13 protein-coding genes and 1 tRNA gene are annotated in these 13,803 nt (G+C 68.1%); 6 read left to right on the top strand and 8 right to left on the bottom strand.

From position 1 onward, the window contains the following. Window positions 1-41: 41 nt before the first annotated feature. A complete protein-coding gene (locus ACFVWL_RS14615; protein WP_387184152.1) occupies window positions 42-2,912 on the top strand; it encodes an HAD-IC family P-type ATPase in 2,871 nt (956 codons plus the stop codon). Window positions 2,913-2,935: 23 nt separating this feature from the next. Here the strand turns inward: ACFVWL_RS14615 and ACFVWL_RS14620 are convergent, their stop codons facing one another. Continuing rightward, window positions 2,936-3,502, bottom strand: coding sequence for a hypothetical protein (locus ACFVWL_RS14620; protein ID WP_387184153.1), 567 nt, complete (start codon window positions 3,500-3,502; stop codon window positions 2,936-2,938). A gap of 31 nt (window positions 3,503-3,533) precedes the next feature. Continuing rightward, complete coding sequence (locus ACFVWL_RS14625; protein ID WP_387184156.1) at window positions 3,534-4,325, bottom strand: inositol monophosphatase family protein; 792 nt, start codon at window positions 4,323-4,325, stop codon at window positions 3,534-3,536. Window positions 4,326-4,481: 156 nt separating this feature from the next. On the opposite strand from ACFVWL_RS14625, the gene ACFVWL_RS14630 reads away from it, so the two are divergent. Both ACFVWL_RS14630 and ACFVWL_RS14635 read left to right on the top strand, forming a co-directional pair. Beyond that, a tRNA-Lys gene (locus tag ACFVWL_RS14630) sits at window positions 4,482-4,554 on the top strand. A gap of 309 nt (window positions 4,555-4,863) precedes the next feature. After that, entirely contained in the window at window positions 4,864-6,375 is a 1,512-nt protein-coding gene (locus ACFVWL_RS14635; RefSeq protein WP_387184159.1) for an Ig-like domain-containing protein, read from the top strand. A 97-nt stretch (window positions 6,376-6,472) separates the two neighbouring features. On the opposite strand, the gene ACFVWL_RS14640 is transcribed toward ACFVWL_RS14635, so the two are convergent. The 4 genes from ACFVWL_RS14640 to ACFVWL_RS14655 form a co-directional block, all read right to left on the bottom strand. Continuing rightward, window positions 6,473-6,955 (bottom strand): YbaK/EbsC family protein, encoded by a 483-nt coding sequence (locus tag ACFVWL_RS14640; protein WP_387184163.1) that lies wholly within the window; start codon window positions 6,953-6,955, stop codon window positions 6,473-6,475. A 76-nt stretch (window positions 6,956-7,031) separates the two neighbouring features. Then, the gene (locus ACFVWL_RS14645; protein WP_387184165.1) at window positions 7,032-8,261 is read right to left on the bottom strand and encodes an MFS transporter; all 1,230 of its coding nucleotides are present in this window, start codon (window positions 8,259-8,261) and stop codon (window positions 7,032-7,034) included. Beyond that, a complete protein-coding gene (locus ACFVWL_RS14650) occupies window positions 8,258-8,695 on the bottom strand; it encodes a MarR family winged helix-turn-helix transcriptional regulator (RefSeq protein ID WP_387184167.1) in 438 nt (145 codons plus the stop codon). The genes ACFVWL_RS14645 and ACFVWL_RS14650 overlap by 4 nt, the downstream gene beginning before the upstream one ends. 35 nt (window positions 8,696-8,730) lie before the next feature. After that, window positions 8,731-9,516: an IclR family transcriptional regulator gene (locus ACFVWL_RS14655; protein WP_387184169.1), complete on the bottom strand. Its 786-nt coding sequence runs from the start codon at window positions 9,514-9,516 to the stop codon at window positions 8,731-8,733. Window positions 9,517-9,620: 104 nt separating this feature from the next. Between ACFVWL_RS14655 and ACFVWL_RS14660 the strand changes: the two genes are divergently transcribed. The 3 genes from ACFVWL_RS14660 to ACFVWL_RS14670 are packed head-to-tail and all read left to right on the top strand — an operon-like array spanning window position 9,621 to window position 12,241. Continuing rightward, window positions 9,621-10,394, top strand: coding sequence for a CoA transferase subunit A (locus ACFVWL_RS14660; RefSeq protein WP_387184172.1), 774 nt, complete (start codon window positions 9,621-9,623; stop codon window positions 10,392-10,394). 1 nt (window position 10,395) lies between these two features. Continuing rightward, window positions 10,396-11,064, top strand: a complete 669-nt coding sequence (locus ACFVWL_RS14665; RefSeq protein ID WP_387184175.1) for a CoA transferase subunit B — start codon at window positions 10,396-10,398, stop codon at window positions 11,062-11,064. Next, window positions 11,057-12,241 (top strand): acetyl-CoA C-acetyltransferase, encoded by a 1,185-nt coding sequence (locus ACFVWL_RS14670; protein WP_387184179.1) that lies wholly within the window; start codon window positions 11,057-11,059, stop codon window positions 12,239-12,241. Before ACFVWL_RS14665 ends, ACFVWL_RS14670 begins: the two co-directional genes overlap by 8 nt. Window positions 12,242-12,265: 24 nt before the next feature. Here ACFVWL_RS14670 and ACFVWL_RS14675 read toward each other — a convergent pair whose 3' ends face one another. Continuing rightward, window positions 12,266-12,565 (bottom strand): hypothetical protein, encoded by a 300-nt coding sequence (locus ACFVWL_RS14675; protein ID WP_387184182.1) that lies wholly within the window; start codon window positions 12,563-12,565, stop codon window positions 12,266-12,268. Between the two features lie 9 nt (window positions 12,566-12,574). Beyond that, a complete protein-coding gene (locus ACFVWL_RS14680) occupies window positions 12,575-13,777 on the bottom strand; it encodes a PLP-dependent aminotransferase family protein (protein WP_387184185.1) in 1,203 nt (400 codons plus the stop codon). Window positions 13,778-13,803 lie beyond the last annotated feature (26 nt).

Consider the following 13,803-nt stretch of genomic DNA (forward strand, 5'->3'; position numbering starts at 1 on the left):
CTTTCTGCGTAGCGGGACAGGGGACCCCTATATTGAGGTCTGTGGACACCACCGCCTCTGCCGTCTCGACCGGTCTCACCGATGCCGAGGTCTCCGAACGCGTGTCTGCGGGGAAGACGAATGCCTTCGTCGCCGACACGAGTCGCAGCGCGTGGAGCATCGTGCGCGCGAACGTGTTCACGCTCTTCAACGGCATCGTCTTCGCGTGCTTCTTCGTGCTGTTCCTGGTCGGGCGTTGGCAGGACGCCCTTTTCGGCCTCGCAGCTTTCGCCAATGCGATCATCGGGTGCGTGCAGGAGTTCCGGGCGAAGTCCGCACTCGACCGTCTCGCGCTGATGAACGCACCGCGCGCTCTTGTTCTCCGAAACCGTGAAGAAGTGGAGATCGCTCCCGGAGAGGTTGTCCTCGACGATGTCCTCGTGTTCCGCGCCGGCGAGCAGGTGCCGGCCGACGCGCGGGTCCTCACGTCGCGCGGACTCCAGATCGACGAGTCGATGCTCACGGGGGAGTCGGACCCGGTCGAGAAGCAGCCCGGCGACGATGCGCTGTCGGGAGCTGTGGTCGTCGCGGGGGAGGGGACTGCGACGGCGTCGCGGGTAGGTGCCGACTCGTACGCGAACCACTTCGCCGGCGAGGCGAAGCGCTTCTCTCTCGTCTCCAGCGAGCTGCGCACGTCGGTCAATAGAGTCCTGAAATGGGTGAGCTGGATCATCGGCCCGGTCGGACTGCTCGTCCTGAACGCGCAGGTCATCGTCCTGGGCGGATACGCGACCGTATTCTCGAGCGGAGCCTGGGTGCAGGCCGTGGTGAACACGATCGCGTCGTTGACGGCGATGATCCCGCTCGGCCTCGTGCTCATGACGAGCATCGCGTTCGCGGTAGGAGCCTCGAGACTTGCCCGCAGGCAGGTGCTGGTGAACGAGCTGCCGGCTGTGGAGGGCCTCGCGCGCGTCGACGTCATCTGCCTCGACAAGACAGGCACGCTGACCGTCGGGGAGATCGGCTTCGATGACGCGCATCGACTCGACGGTCTCACCGGAGCGCAGGACGAGAACGCAGCCGCGGCGCTGGCCTGGTACGCCGCGTCGCCGGATGCGAACGCGACAGCGCGATCGATGCGGACTGCCTACCCGGTCGCTGTGCCGCTCGTCGTCTCCGGTTACATCCCGTTCTCGTCTGCGCGCAAATGGAGTGCGGCGTCGTTCGTCGGCGTCCCCGGGACCTGGGTGATGGGGGCGCCGGAGATGGTGTTCGGTGACGCGGCCACGTCGGCGGACACCGAGCTCGGTCGCACGGTCACCGCACTGGCGGAGACGGGCCGCCGTACGCTGGTGCTCGGCTACGCGGCCTCAGCTCTCTCGGATGCAGACGTCGATTCCGAGCGGCTCCCTGATGGCCTCGAGGCGATCATCGTGCTGACCTTCCGCGAGCAGGTGCGTCCCGACGCCGCTCAGACCCTCGCGTACTTCGGGCGCCAGCAGGTCGACATCCGCATCATCTCCGGCGACAACCCTCGCACCGTGGCAGCCATCGCTCGGGAGGTGGGACTCGACGTGGTGGACGGCTTCGACGCCAGAAGGCTCCCTGAAGACGAGGCGCAGCTCGCCGATGTGCTCGACCAGCACGCGGTGTTCGGGCGCGTGACCCCCGAGCAGAAGAAGCGCATGGTGACGGCGCTGCAGAGCCACGGACACACTGTCGCGATGACGGGCGACGGTGTCAACGATGCCCTCGCGATCAAGGCCGCCGACATCGGGATCGCGATGAACTCGGGCTCACCGGCCACCAAGGCCGTCGCCAGGCTGGTGCTGCTGGACGGACAGTTCTCGCACCTGCCGGACGTGGTCGCCGAGGGGCGCCAGGTCATCGCGAACATCGAGCGCGTGTCGATGCTGTTCCTGAACAAGACGGTCTATGCGACACTGCTCGCGATCATCTTCGGGGTGTTCGTGCTCGAGTTCCCGTTCCTGCCACGCCAGCTCTCCATCACCGACGGCCTCACGATCGGCATTCCCGCCTTCTTCCTCGCGCTCATGCCGAATGCGGCGCGCTATGTGCCAGGGTTCCTCCGGCGCTCGCTGAGCTTCGCGATCCCGTCGGGCGTCGTCGTCGCCCTGGGCCTCACCTGGTACACGTTCGTCGCACGGGGGCTCGGCGTGCACGAGGAGCAGCTGCGTACCGGTGCCACCGTGATCCTCGCCGTCGTCGGCATCTGGGTGCTGGCTGTTCTCGCGCGTCCGCTCAACCGGTTCAAGGTGGCGGTCGTGGGGGCGATGTTCATCCTGCTCATCGCCGTGTTCACCATCCCGCTCGCCCGGCAATTCTTCGTACTCGTCGATCCCGGCGAGGATCTCGCGGTCGCACTCACCGGGATCACGGTCGTGATGGTCGTGGCGATCGAGATCGTGCGGCTGATGCATCGCCGTCTCGTCCTGTCACCACCGACGAAGGGCCATTCGAACGTGACGACGCCCCCATCCGCGCCTTCCGGTTCCGCACCGCCCGCCCTCGCCTCGGTGATCACCACGGTGGTCGCCGCTCTCGCCTACGTCTTCGGCGCCGTGGCGACGGGCTTCGGAATCCTCGTGTTCCTGGGGCGCTACGATCCGGATGTGAGCGCCTCCGCTTTCTCCCTCACGGGAGCCGCCATCTCCCTGTTCGGTCTTCTCGTGTTCGCCGTCGCGGCCGGCGTCCGCCGCGGGAGCGGACTCTCTCGACTCATGCTCACGATCTTCCTCGGGATCGCGATCGTGCTCAGTGCGGTGGTGCTCGTCTTCGGGGACCGGTGGGACTGGGGAGCCGCCCTGACCGCTGCATTCGCGGCCGGCATCGTGGTACTGCTGTGGACGCCGCCGGTGACCCGCACCTTCGGGCGCATCCTGGAGAGTTCGATGGGATCAGTGGGCTCGTAGCGGTCGTTCACGACGAGTGAGCGTTAGCGGGGCCATTCGATGAGGATGAGTCCCTGGCGCGTATCGGCGAGACGCACCCAGCCGTCACCGAACAGGTAGGTCATCCCGTAGCCGTCGTCGTCTGTGCCCATCGCGTATCGCGGGTCCTCGGTGAAATAGACACCGTCGGGACCGTCTTCGCGTTTCCAGCCCTCGGCGAGGAGGGCGGCCTGAACGGAGGCGGCGTCGGAGTCGCCGATCGCCGACCAGCCGTAGAGCTGTCCGTGGTCAGACGCGACGGTGTAGTCCGCCCAGAAGCACAGCAGGCCCTCGGTCAGCTCGACGCCGCCGGCGACGAACTCCTTCGTCTCGGCGGTCCAGCCGGCATCGGCGAGAGCCGCGACCGTACCGGCCGAGATCATCGATTCGCAGGTGAGCTCCGCGTCTGGCACCTCCGGAGTCGGCGAGGTCACGGGGACGGTGGTCTCCGTCGGGCGAGGACCGACAGCGTCGGGGGACGATGAGGGGCGAGGTTCGGGAGCAGCGCATGCGGTGAGGGCGGCGACGAGCAGCAGGACGCCCGCGGTGGCGGACATGATGCGGGAGTTCATCGCGGGCCTCATCGTTCGGTGAGTCGTGAGATCAGTTCTGCATGAGGGTCAGGAAGTCGTCGTGAAGAGTTCCGTTGGTTGCGAGTGTCGAGCGCGCGGAGATCGTCTCGGCGCCGTCGACGGCCGTCATCCGGCCGCCGGCTTCCCGGACGATCGGGACCGCAGCGGCGATGTCGTATTCCTTGACACCGAATTCGGCGACCATGTCGATGCGCCCCTCGGCGAGGAGCATGTACGAGTAGACGTCTCCGTAGGCCCGATCACGCCAGACACGTGCGGCGACCTTCAGCAGCGTGTCGAGGTGGCCTGCCTCCGACCACTGGGCGATGCTCTGGAAGCTCACACTGGCGTCGTCGAGAGAGGAGACGGATGAGGTGCGGAGACGGCGCAGCTCGCCCTCGACGGTCGTCCAGGCGCCTCCTCCGGCCGATGCCCACCAGCGTCGACCGAGTGCAGGCATGCTGACGACACCGATCTGCGGGACACCGTCGACGGCGAGGGCGATCATCGTGCCCCACAGCGGGACTCCACGGAGGAAGTTGGCGGTTCCGTCGATCGGGTCGACGATCCACTGGCGCTGCGTGCTGCCCTGGGCGCCGAACTCCTCGCCGAAGATGCCGTCCTCCGGACGCTCGGTCTCGAGGACGCGGCGGATCGCACGCTCCGTGGCGAGGTCGGCATCGGTCACGTGCGAGTTGTCGGCCTTGGTCGAGATCTCGAGGTCCGATGCGTCGAACCGGGGGAGGGACTGTGCATCGGCGGCATCGGCCAGGCGGAGCGCGAGTTCGAGGTCGTGCCGCAGGCTGTCGGGGGAGGTGGTCACGGTCTAAGAATACCGGCCGGATCGGCGGGGTCGGAGGGTCGAAAGGCCATGTTTCCGTGCCCTCCTGGCGGCGGCGCGCCCGGGGTCCGAGCTCGATTTCACATGGACCCGGTGGGCTGGTAATGTAATTCCTCGGTCGGGGTTATCCCGGGCCACGCACCTCTAGCTCAATCGGCAGAGCAACTGACTCTTAATCAGTGGGTTCTCGGTTCAAGTCCGAGGGGGTGCACGGAATAGCCTCAGTAGATCTCGCCATCTACCGGGGCTTTTCTGCTTTCTGCACGCCTTCGCGCGATACGTCGAGTCCGACTCCGATCGCGTACCGCTGGGGAGCGATTCCCCTCTTCCGCAGGGTGCGTGCCCCTGTCGCGCGGAGGATCCGCGATATCGCGTAATAGATCGGCCCCGATGTCGTCTCTCATATGGGGACACATGTCTCGCGCCCTCGGATGCCTCGCTGCGCAGCAGCAGGCGCCGAAGGGACGGGCTTCATCGACAACTGGGGAAGATCTTGTACGAGAGAAATCGCGGCGCCAGCGTGCGCCGAAAGACAACCGCGATCATCGCTGCGGCAGCCGCTGCGCTCACCGCCGTGATCACGCTCGCCGGCGCCGGGGCGGCTTCGGCCGCGGACTACGACTATCCCGCAGCCATCGATCCGTCGTCGATCACCGTCACGACGGTCGGCGACGGTGGTGGGGTTTCGCAGTGGGACCAGGTGCGTGTCGATGCCGACTGGGCGGTGCCGGACGGCGCCGTGGGCGGGCAGACCTTCGGGTTCACGCTCCCGAAGGAGTTCGCCCGCGCCGGGACATCTTTCTCCGTGCCCTCGGCCGGGGACCCGAGCACGGCGATCGCCGAGTGCACTGTGAGCACCGACGCCGCTCCCGTCGTGACATGCACGCTCACCGACTACGTGAACGGGCGCACCGGGGTCACCGGATCGCTGTGGTTCGTCGCCTCTGCCGATGAGCAGACGGCGGAGAGCACGGTCGAGTTCACGGTGGACGGCACCATCACGCCTGTCGAGATTCCCGGCGGCGGCATCGGGCCGTCGGCGCCGTTGCCGACCGAACCGCAGAAGTGGTCGTGGCAGACCGATGACGGCAGGATCGCGTGGCAGCTGGCGCTGCCGGGCGCGAGCTTCGCCGGTGCGGAATCGATCGTCGTCGACGACACCCTGACCGGAGCAGGCGACGGATTCGCCGAGCATCACAACGAGGACGCCCAGCTCGAGGTGTGGAGCACGACCCTGCAGGACCAAGACCCGCAGACGATCACGAACTGGACCGGATCCTGGAACGCCGCGGGCACGGCCTTCCACATCGAGATCCCCGGACCGATCGATCCGACGCGCATGTACTTCGTCAAGTACTTCACGGTGCCGAGCTCGCAGGCCGACGGCGCGACGTACGCCAACACCGCCGACGTCAACGGGGTCAAGCTCGAGGACAAGGAAGTGTGGACCGCCACGGGCGGGGGAACCGGCGACGGTGACGCGACCGGTTCCTTCACCGTGACCAAGGTCGTCAGCGGCTCCGGCGCCTCCGATGTTCCTGTCGATGCCGTCTACATGGTGCGCTACAGCTATGGCGACCCGGTCGTCGAACGCACCGTCGCCGTCACCGCCGGAGCCACGGCACCGCTGATCCAGCTGCCCGCGGGGACCGTGGTCACGCTGGGTGAGCTCACTCCGCCGGCCGTCGACGGTATCGACTGGGGTGTGCCCGTCTTCTCAGGAGCGGGCGTGAGCGTCGGCGCCGATGGCGGAGCACAGATCACGGTCGGTGCCGGCACGACGCTTGCCGTGACGCTCACCAACACCGCCACGACGACGCCGCCGGTGATTCCGCCGACGACGCCCCCGACCCCGCCGACGGTAGTCACGCCGCCGAAGGAGCTGCCTCTCACGAGTGGATCCTCTCTGGCGACCACGGGAGGCGATGTACCTGCCGGGATGCTCTGGGCCGGAGGCGCCGCTCTGGTTCTGGGAATCGCGCTCACGGTTCTGGGGGCCATCCGCACACGTGCGCGCATGATCCAGGACTGACCGACCAGACGAGGCCGGCGTCGGGGAGCATCATGCTCCGCGGTGCCGGTCTCGCCGTCTCCGTGCCGAGTGCGCGGCTCTCGAGGAATCGGGGGACTCAGACGACGGCGATCACCGTTCCGCCCGTGATCCGGCGGAGCTGGTCGAACGTCAACGGCATGACGGTGTGGGGGTGTCCGGCAGCAGCCCAGAGCTCCTCGTGGTCCTGGAGTGCTTCATCGATGTACGTGCGAAGCGGAGCGGGATGCCCGACGGGTGCGACGCCGCCGATCGCCTGACCGGTGGCGGAGCGGACGACGGATGCCGGGGCCATGGACACCTCGTCCGCGCCGAGGCTCGCCCTGAGGGCGGAGAGGTCGACACGGTGTCCGCCGCTGGTCATGACGAGAACGGGCGCATCGTCGGCGAGGAACACCAGACTGTTGGCGATGGCCGCCACCTCGCACCCGATGGCATCCGCCGCTTCGACTGCGGTGCGTGCGGAGTCCGGAAGGACACGGATCGTGGTGTCGACGCCTGACTTCGCGAGGTGCTGGTGCACGAGCCGGCTGCGTTCGGGGAGAGAGGGCGTATCGCTCATCGCCCCACGATATCCAAGCCGCATGCTGCGACGTCGGAGCGGGCTTCACCGGCCACTCCGACGCCGCAGGCCTGGTTCAGGCGGCGTCGCCCACGAGGATGGCCGCCGCATCCTCCGTCACGGCGTCTTCAGGCTCGTCATCGATGTGAGAGAGCACGCGTCGTCCCAGGAACACCGTGAGCGCGGCCAGCAGTACCGACGCAGCGGCGAACAGGTAGGGCACCGTCGCATTGAACGCGTGCCACAGGAGAGCCGCGATCGGGGGAGCCATCGCGCCACCGAGGAAACGGACGGCCGAGTACGCCGAGGAAGCGACGGAACGTGGAAGGTCGGTCGCCTCCATCACCGCCTCGGTGAGTACGGTGTTCATCACGCCGAGGAGGAGTCCGCCGACCACGATGCAGGCGACCAGTGCCGCCGCATTCCCCACGACGAGTCCGGCGGCGACGAGGTCGACCGCGAGCAGGGGGAGCACGATCAGGATGATGCGGGTTCGGGGCATCCGGCGCATGAGGATCGGCGCAACCCAGACGCTGGTGACGGCGAGTGCGACACCCCAACCGAAGAACGTGAAGCCGATGCCCATCGCGCCGAAGCCGAGGGGGAACGGCGAGAACGCGAGCAGGACGAAGAACCCGATGTTGTAGAACAGGGCTGTGATCGCCAGTACCGCGAGCGCGGGGCGTCGCAGTGCGGTGAACGGCGCGGAGAACTTGACGGGGACCCTCTTCTCCCCGGGGCCGCGCAGCAGCACGAGCACGGCGACGAAGGCGATCGCCATCAGCACGACGACGCCGAAGAACGGTCCGCGCCAGCTCTGTTCGCCGAGGAGGCCGCCGAGAAGAGGACCGACGGCGATGCCGAGGCCGAGAGCCGCTTCGTACAGGATGATCGCCGCGCTGCTGCCGCCTGAGGCCGCCCCGACGATCGTGGCGAGTGCCGTCGAGATGAACAGGGCGTTGCCGAGACCCCAGCCCGCACGGAAGCCGATCACGGCATCCACGCTGCCGCTCAAAGCGCAGAGCAGGGCGAACACCACGATCAGCGCGAGCCCGATGAGCAGTGTGGCCTTCGCGCCGATGCGGCTGGAGATCCAGCTGGTCACGAGCATCGCGAGCCCCGTGACGAGGAGGTAGCTGGTGAACAGCAGCTCGGTCTCGACCGGAGACGCCTGGAGCGACTCAGCGATCGCGGGCAGGATCGGGTCGACGAGTCCGATTCCCATGAAGGCGACGACGCAGGCGAATGCGACGGCCCAGACCTGGGCGGGTTGCTTCCACACCGAGGGGGTGGCGGGGGTGTTCACCGAGATTCTCCTGTTCGATCAGTGGCGGTGTGCGCGGCGAGGATCTCCGCCGCACGGGTGAGGGCAGACCACTCCTCGTCGCTCAGCGCGGCGAACCGCGGTGCGAGCGTGTCGCGGAACTCGGCGCGCCACGCGGCGAGCGCGGCGGTGCCCTGGGGCGTGATGTTGACGACGGTCGCTCGTGAGTCGTCGGGATCGGGGGAGCGGAGCACGAGCCCTTCACGCTCCAGGCCGCCGAGGAGACGGGTCATGCCGGGTTGCGTGGTGCGTGCGGCCGCAGCGAGTTCACCGACTCTCCTGGAGCCTGCCTGCTCGAGGAGGCTCAGCACCCGCCACTGCGCGGCAGGTGCATCGTTTCCGGCGTCTTGCGCGGCGATACGGCCGAGCGCATACCCCGACAGGACGAGGGAGGGGATGACGTCCACGCGATTCATACCAGCAAGTATATACCTGTTGGTATGTATTGACGCTACCGCCGCGTGCTGGAGATGCGCGCGGAGAGCTGATGCGCGTGTGCGAGAAGCGTGCGGCCGAGTTCAGCCATGCGGTCCGGGCCGAAGCGGAACTCGACGCCCGTGAGGCTCAGCGCCCATTCCGGGCGTCCGGAGCGATCGAAGACCGCGGCGCCCAGTCCCCAGCTTCCTTCGACGATCAGGCCGGGGTTCACGGCGTATCCCCGCTCCTTGGTCTCGGCGAGGCGTGCACGAAGAGGACGCTGACCGTGGGCGCGTCCCCAGGAGCTCTCGAGGTCGGGGTGACGTTCGAGGTAGGTATCCACATCGTGGTCGGGGAGGAAGGCCAGGATGGCGAGCCCGGCGCTGGCGACTCCGAGCGGGAAGCGGACACCCTCGCTCAACACGAAGGACCGGATCGGGAACGAGCCCTCCTCGCGGAGGAGGCAGACCGTCTCGTCCGCTCGCCGCACGGAGAGGAACGCGCTCTCCTCGGTCTTGACCGCCAGGGAGCGCACGACGTCGCGGGCGAGTGTGGTCACGTCATACCGTGCCGCAGCCACGGAACCCATGAGGAAGAGCTCTGGACCGGGCATCCACCGCGTGCTCTCGCCGTCTCGGTCGACGAGCCCCTCGGACCGCAGGGCGCTCAGCAGGCGGTGGGCAGTCGAGCGCGAGAGGTTCGCGGCGCCCGCGAGCTCGTGCAGCGAGGCGCCGTCAGACCCGGCAGCCGTCACCAGGCGCAGGAGACGCGCGGCTCGGGCGATCGCTTGAGTGCCAGGCACCGCGACAGGGGATTCCATAATGTGGACGCTACATCCGGGTTCTGCCACATCGCAAGATCCGGCTTCCCGCGACGGGCACCGTGGACGGATGCTGAGGAGAGCACGGAATCGAAGGAGCCGACGTGATCGACAAGCACTGGGAGTCTGCGGAGGCGGCCGTCTCCGACATCGTGGACGGATCGTCGTTGGCGGTCGGAGGGTTCGGGCTGTCCGGAAACCCGATCGCCCTCATCGAGGCACTCCTTGCACAGGGCACGAAGGACCTCAGCGTCGTGAGCAACAATTGCGGCGTGGACGACTGGGGCCTCGGGGTCCTGCTCGCCGCACAGCGCATCCGCAAGATGACGTCGTCGTACGTGGGGGAGAACAAGGAGTTCGAGCGCCAATTCCTGAGCGGGGAACTCGAGCTCGAACTCACCCCTCAGGGCACCCTCGCCGAGAAGCTCAGGGCCGGCGGCTCCGGGATCGCTGCGTTCTTCACCCAGACCGGGGTCGGCACCCAGGTCGCTGAGGGCGGGCTGCCACGCAGGTACAACCCCGACGGGACCATCGCGGTCGCGTCGCCGGTGAAGGATGTGCGCACCTTCGAGGTGAACGGGGAGCCGAAGGATTTCGTCCTCGAAGAGGCGATCACCACCGACTTCTCCCTCGTGCACGCGGCGCGCGGCGACCGTCACGGCAACCTCGTGTTCAACAAGGCGGCGCGCAACTTCAACCCGCTCGCCGCCATGGCGGGACGCATCTGCATCGCCCAGGTCGAGCAGCTGGTCGAGCCGGGCGAGCTCGACCCTGACAGCATCCACCTCCCAGGCGTCTTCGTACATCGCATCGTCGAGGTCGGCACCGACATCCCCAAGCGCATCGAGCGGCGCACCATCGCCGCGGAAGGAGCCTGAGATGGCACTCACCCGCGAGCAGATGGCCGCCCGCGCGGCGGCCGAGCTGCAGGACGGCGCCTACGTGAACCTGGGCATCGGCCTCCCCACTCTCGTACCCAACCATGTGCCGAACGGCATCACCGTCGTCCTGCAGTCAGAGAACGGGATCCTCGGCGTCGGCCCCTATCCGAGAGAGGGCGCGGTCGACCCCGACCTCATCAACGCGGGCAAAGAAACCGTCACCACCCTCCCGGGAGCCGCGTTCTTCGACTCGGCGACCAGCTTCGGCATGATCCGCGGCGGCAAGATCGACGCTGCGATCCTCGGAGCGATGCAGGTCTCCTCGACGGGCGATCTCGCGAACTGGATGATCCCGGGCAAGATGGTCAAGGGTCCGGGAGGCGCCATGGACCTGGTCCACGGCGCCGGCCGGGTCATCGTGCTCATGGAGCACGTGGCGAAGGACGGTTCAGCGAAGATCGTGGACGAGTGCTCGCTGCCGTTGACAGGCCGCGGTGTGGTCGACCGGATCATCACCGACCTCGCCGTGATCGATGTGACTCCCCAGGGCCTTGTGCTCGTCGAGACCGCGCCCGACGTCACGATCGACGAGGTCATCGCCGCGACGGAACCACCGCTCACCGTCTCCCAGAATCTGCTCATCGGAAGGACCACGGACCATGACTGAGAACGACGTCGTCATCGTCGCCGCTGCTCGTACCCCGCAGGGGCGCCTCAAGGGGCAGCTCGCCGCATTCACCGCCCCTCAGCTCGGCGCTTTCGCGATCCGCGGTGCCCTGGAGCAGGGCTCCATCGATCCCGCGGACGTCGACGCGGTCATCGTCGGTCAGGTGCTCGCGGCGGGGTCGGGGCAGAACGCGGCCCGCCAGGCGGCGATCGGCGCCGGGATCGGGTGGGATGTCCCGGCGCACTCCGTCAACAAGGTGTGCCTCTCGGGGCTGACGGCGATCATCGACGCCGCTCGGATGATCCGCACCGGCGACGCCGACGTGGTCGTCGCCGCGGGGATGGAGTCGATGACGCGGGCACCGCATCTGCTCATGGGATCGCGTGACGGCTGGACCTACGGAAGTGTCGAGGTGCTCGACCACATGGCCTACGACGGGCTCACGGACGCCTACGACCGGGAGAGCATGGGGGCATCGACCGAACGGCACAACGCGCGCTTCGAGCTCACCCGGGAAGCACAGGATCACGTCGCAGCGCTCTCGCATCAGCGAGCGACCGCCGCCCAGGAGGCCGGCCTGTTCGACGCGGAGATCGTCGCCGTCGACGTTCCGCAGCGCCGGGGCGAGCCCGTACGCGTGACGAAGGACGAAGGCGTGCGTCCCGACACCACCGTCGAGACTCTCGCGGGACTGCGAGCCGCCTTCGCGGAGGGCGGTTCGATCACGGCAGGAAACTCCTCACCGATCTCGGACGGCGCCTCGGCGGTGGTCGTGACGACGCGGCGCACCGCGGACTCCAAGGGGTGGCCCGTGCTCGTCACCGTCGGGGCGAGCGGTCAGACGGCAGGGCCCGACAATTCCCTGCAGGCGCAGCCTGCGCGGGCGATCGAACGCGCGTGCGCGAAACAGGGGATCGCCCCGTCGGATCTCGACCTCGTGGAGATCAACGAGGCGTTCGGCGCCGTCGTCGCCCGTTCGCAGGTCGAGCTCGGACTGGACGAGAGCATCGTGAACATCCACGGCGGCGGCATCGCCATCGGCCACCCGATCGGAGCGTCGGGTAACAGGCTCGTGGTGCATGTGGCGCATGAGCTCGCTCGGCGAGGCGGCGGCACGGCGGCGGTCGGACTGTGCGGCGGCGGTGGTCAGGGCGAGGCGCTCATCCTCACCCGGTGACGAGAAGAACAGGCGGGGTCGCGCTCAGGGACGTGCGTCCTTGGCGTGGTCCTGCGTGTCGGCGAGAGCCTTCTGCGACCGGAACTGCAGCCGTTGCGCCTTCTTCGCCTTCTTGACCGACTGCGGGGAGTCGGCGTCCACGAGCACGCCGCGTCGCTCGCGGTTCATGTCGATCACCGCACCGACGGCGAGAGCCATGGTGATCCCCCAGCTCAGCCACGACAGGGCTGCGCGCCAGGTGATGGGCTGCTCACGGGTGCCGCGCAGCAGGGAGACCCCGGCGGAGATCGCGGCGACAAGTCCGGTGCTGAAGAGGTAGCGCATTCCCCAACGCTACCTTCCCGCACCCCAGGTCGCACCGAGCCTTGACAAGCCCTCCCTGATCCTGGCAGGGGAGTAGGTCGTGAACGACAGTCGGAGAGTGCGCGCGTCCGGTCGACCGGAGAAGAACGAGGAGCCGGGAACGAAGGCGACGTCGCGAGTGAGCGCCGAGGCGAGCGATGACGTGGCATCCATGCCTTCGGGCAACCGCGCCCATACGAACATCCCGCCGTCCGGCCGATTCCAGGTGCTGCCGTCCGGGAGCGTGGAGGGAAGGGCCTGGAGCATCGCGTCGCGGCGTGCGGCGTACGCTGCGAGGATGCGCGCGAGGGCAGGTTCGCCGCGACCCGAGACGAGATAGTGGGCTGCGGCCGCCTGGTCGATCGTGGAGGTGTGCAGATCGGCGGCCTGCTTGGCTATCGTGACCGACGAGTGGATGTCGGCCGTGGTGCGGATCCAGCCGATACGCAGACCCGGAGCGATGACCTTCGAGAAACTGCCGAGACCGATGACATGATCGGGCGCCAATTCGGCGAGAGAGGGCAGGGCATCGCCCGAGTACCGCAGTTGACGGTAGGGCTCGTCTTCGACGATCCGGAAGCCCCGGCGCTGAGCGATCGCGGCGATCGCGCGGCGTGCCTCGAGGTCGTGCGTCCGCCCGGTCGGGTTCTGGAACGTGGGCACGGTGTAGAAGAACTTCGGGTGGTGCTCGACGGCGAGCCGCTCCAGCGCTTCGAGGTCGAGGTCGTCGCCGACGTAGGGGACTCCGACGACGCGTGCCCCGGCGAGGGCGAAGGTCTGCAGCGCGGCGAGGTAGCAGGGCTCCTCGACCAGGATCGTGTCTCCGGGGTCGAGGAGTGTCGTCGAGATCAGCCCCAGCGCCTGCTGCGACCCCGTCGTGATGATGAGGTCCGATGCGGTCGTGGGGAGACCATCGGCGGTGTATCGCCTCGCCACCTCTTCCCGGAGCTTCGGGTCTCCCTCCGATGTGGAGTACTGGAGCACGCCGGGGGAGTCGAGCGCGGCATCGAACGCGGCCCGGATGCCCTCGACGTCGAAGAGCTCGGGAGCAGGCAGCCCGCCGGCGAAGGAGATGACCTCCGGACGCTCGGTGAGCGCCAGCAGATCGCGGACCGGTGAGGTCTTGGCGCTTCCCGACCGCTGCGAACGTGAGGGAAGGCGAGGCGGTGCGGTGGACGACGGAGCGGTGGACAACGGAGTCTCCTCGGGAGCGTGTCGTG

Source organism: Microbacterium sp. NPDC058269, assembly GCF_042881445.1.
Classification (GTDB): Bacteria; Actinomycetota; Actinomycetes; order Actinomycetales; family Microbacteriaceae; genus Microbacterium.

What these genes read in the sequence shown, in the direction of transcription:
- ACFVWL_RS14620 (WP_387184153.1), bottom strand. Translation starts at nt 3,502, where the DNA reads ATGAACTCCCGCATCATGTCCGCCACCGCGGGCGTCCTGCTGCTCGTC.
- ACFVWL_RS14640 (WP_387184163.1), bottom strand. Translation starts at nt 6,955, where the DNA reads ATGAGCGATACGCCCTCTCTCCCCGAACGCAGCCGGCTCGTGCACCAG.
- ACFVWL_RS14650 (WP_387184167.1), bottom strand. Translation starts at nt 8,695, where the DNA reads ATGAATCGCGTGGACGTCATCCCCTCCCTCGTCCTGTCGGGGTATGCG.
- ACFVWL_RS14655 (WP_387184169.1), bottom strand. Translation starts at nt 9,516, where the DNA reads ATGGAATCCCCTGTCGCGGTGCCTGGCACTCAAGCGATCGCCCGAGCC.
- ACFVWL_RS14665 (WP_387184175.1), top strand. Translation starts at nt 10,396, where the DNA reads ATGGCACTCACCCGCGAGCAGATGGCCGCCCGCGCGGCGGCCGAGCTG.
- ACFVWL_RS14670 (WP_387184179.1), top strand. Translation starts at nt 11,057, where the DNA reads ATGACTGAGAACGACGTCGTCATCGTCGCCGCTGCTCGTACCCCGCAG.
- ACFVWL_RS14675 (WP_387184182.1), bottom strand. Translation starts at nt 12,565, where the DNA reads ATGCGCTACCTCTTCAGCACCGGACTTGTCGCCGCGATCTCCGCCGGG.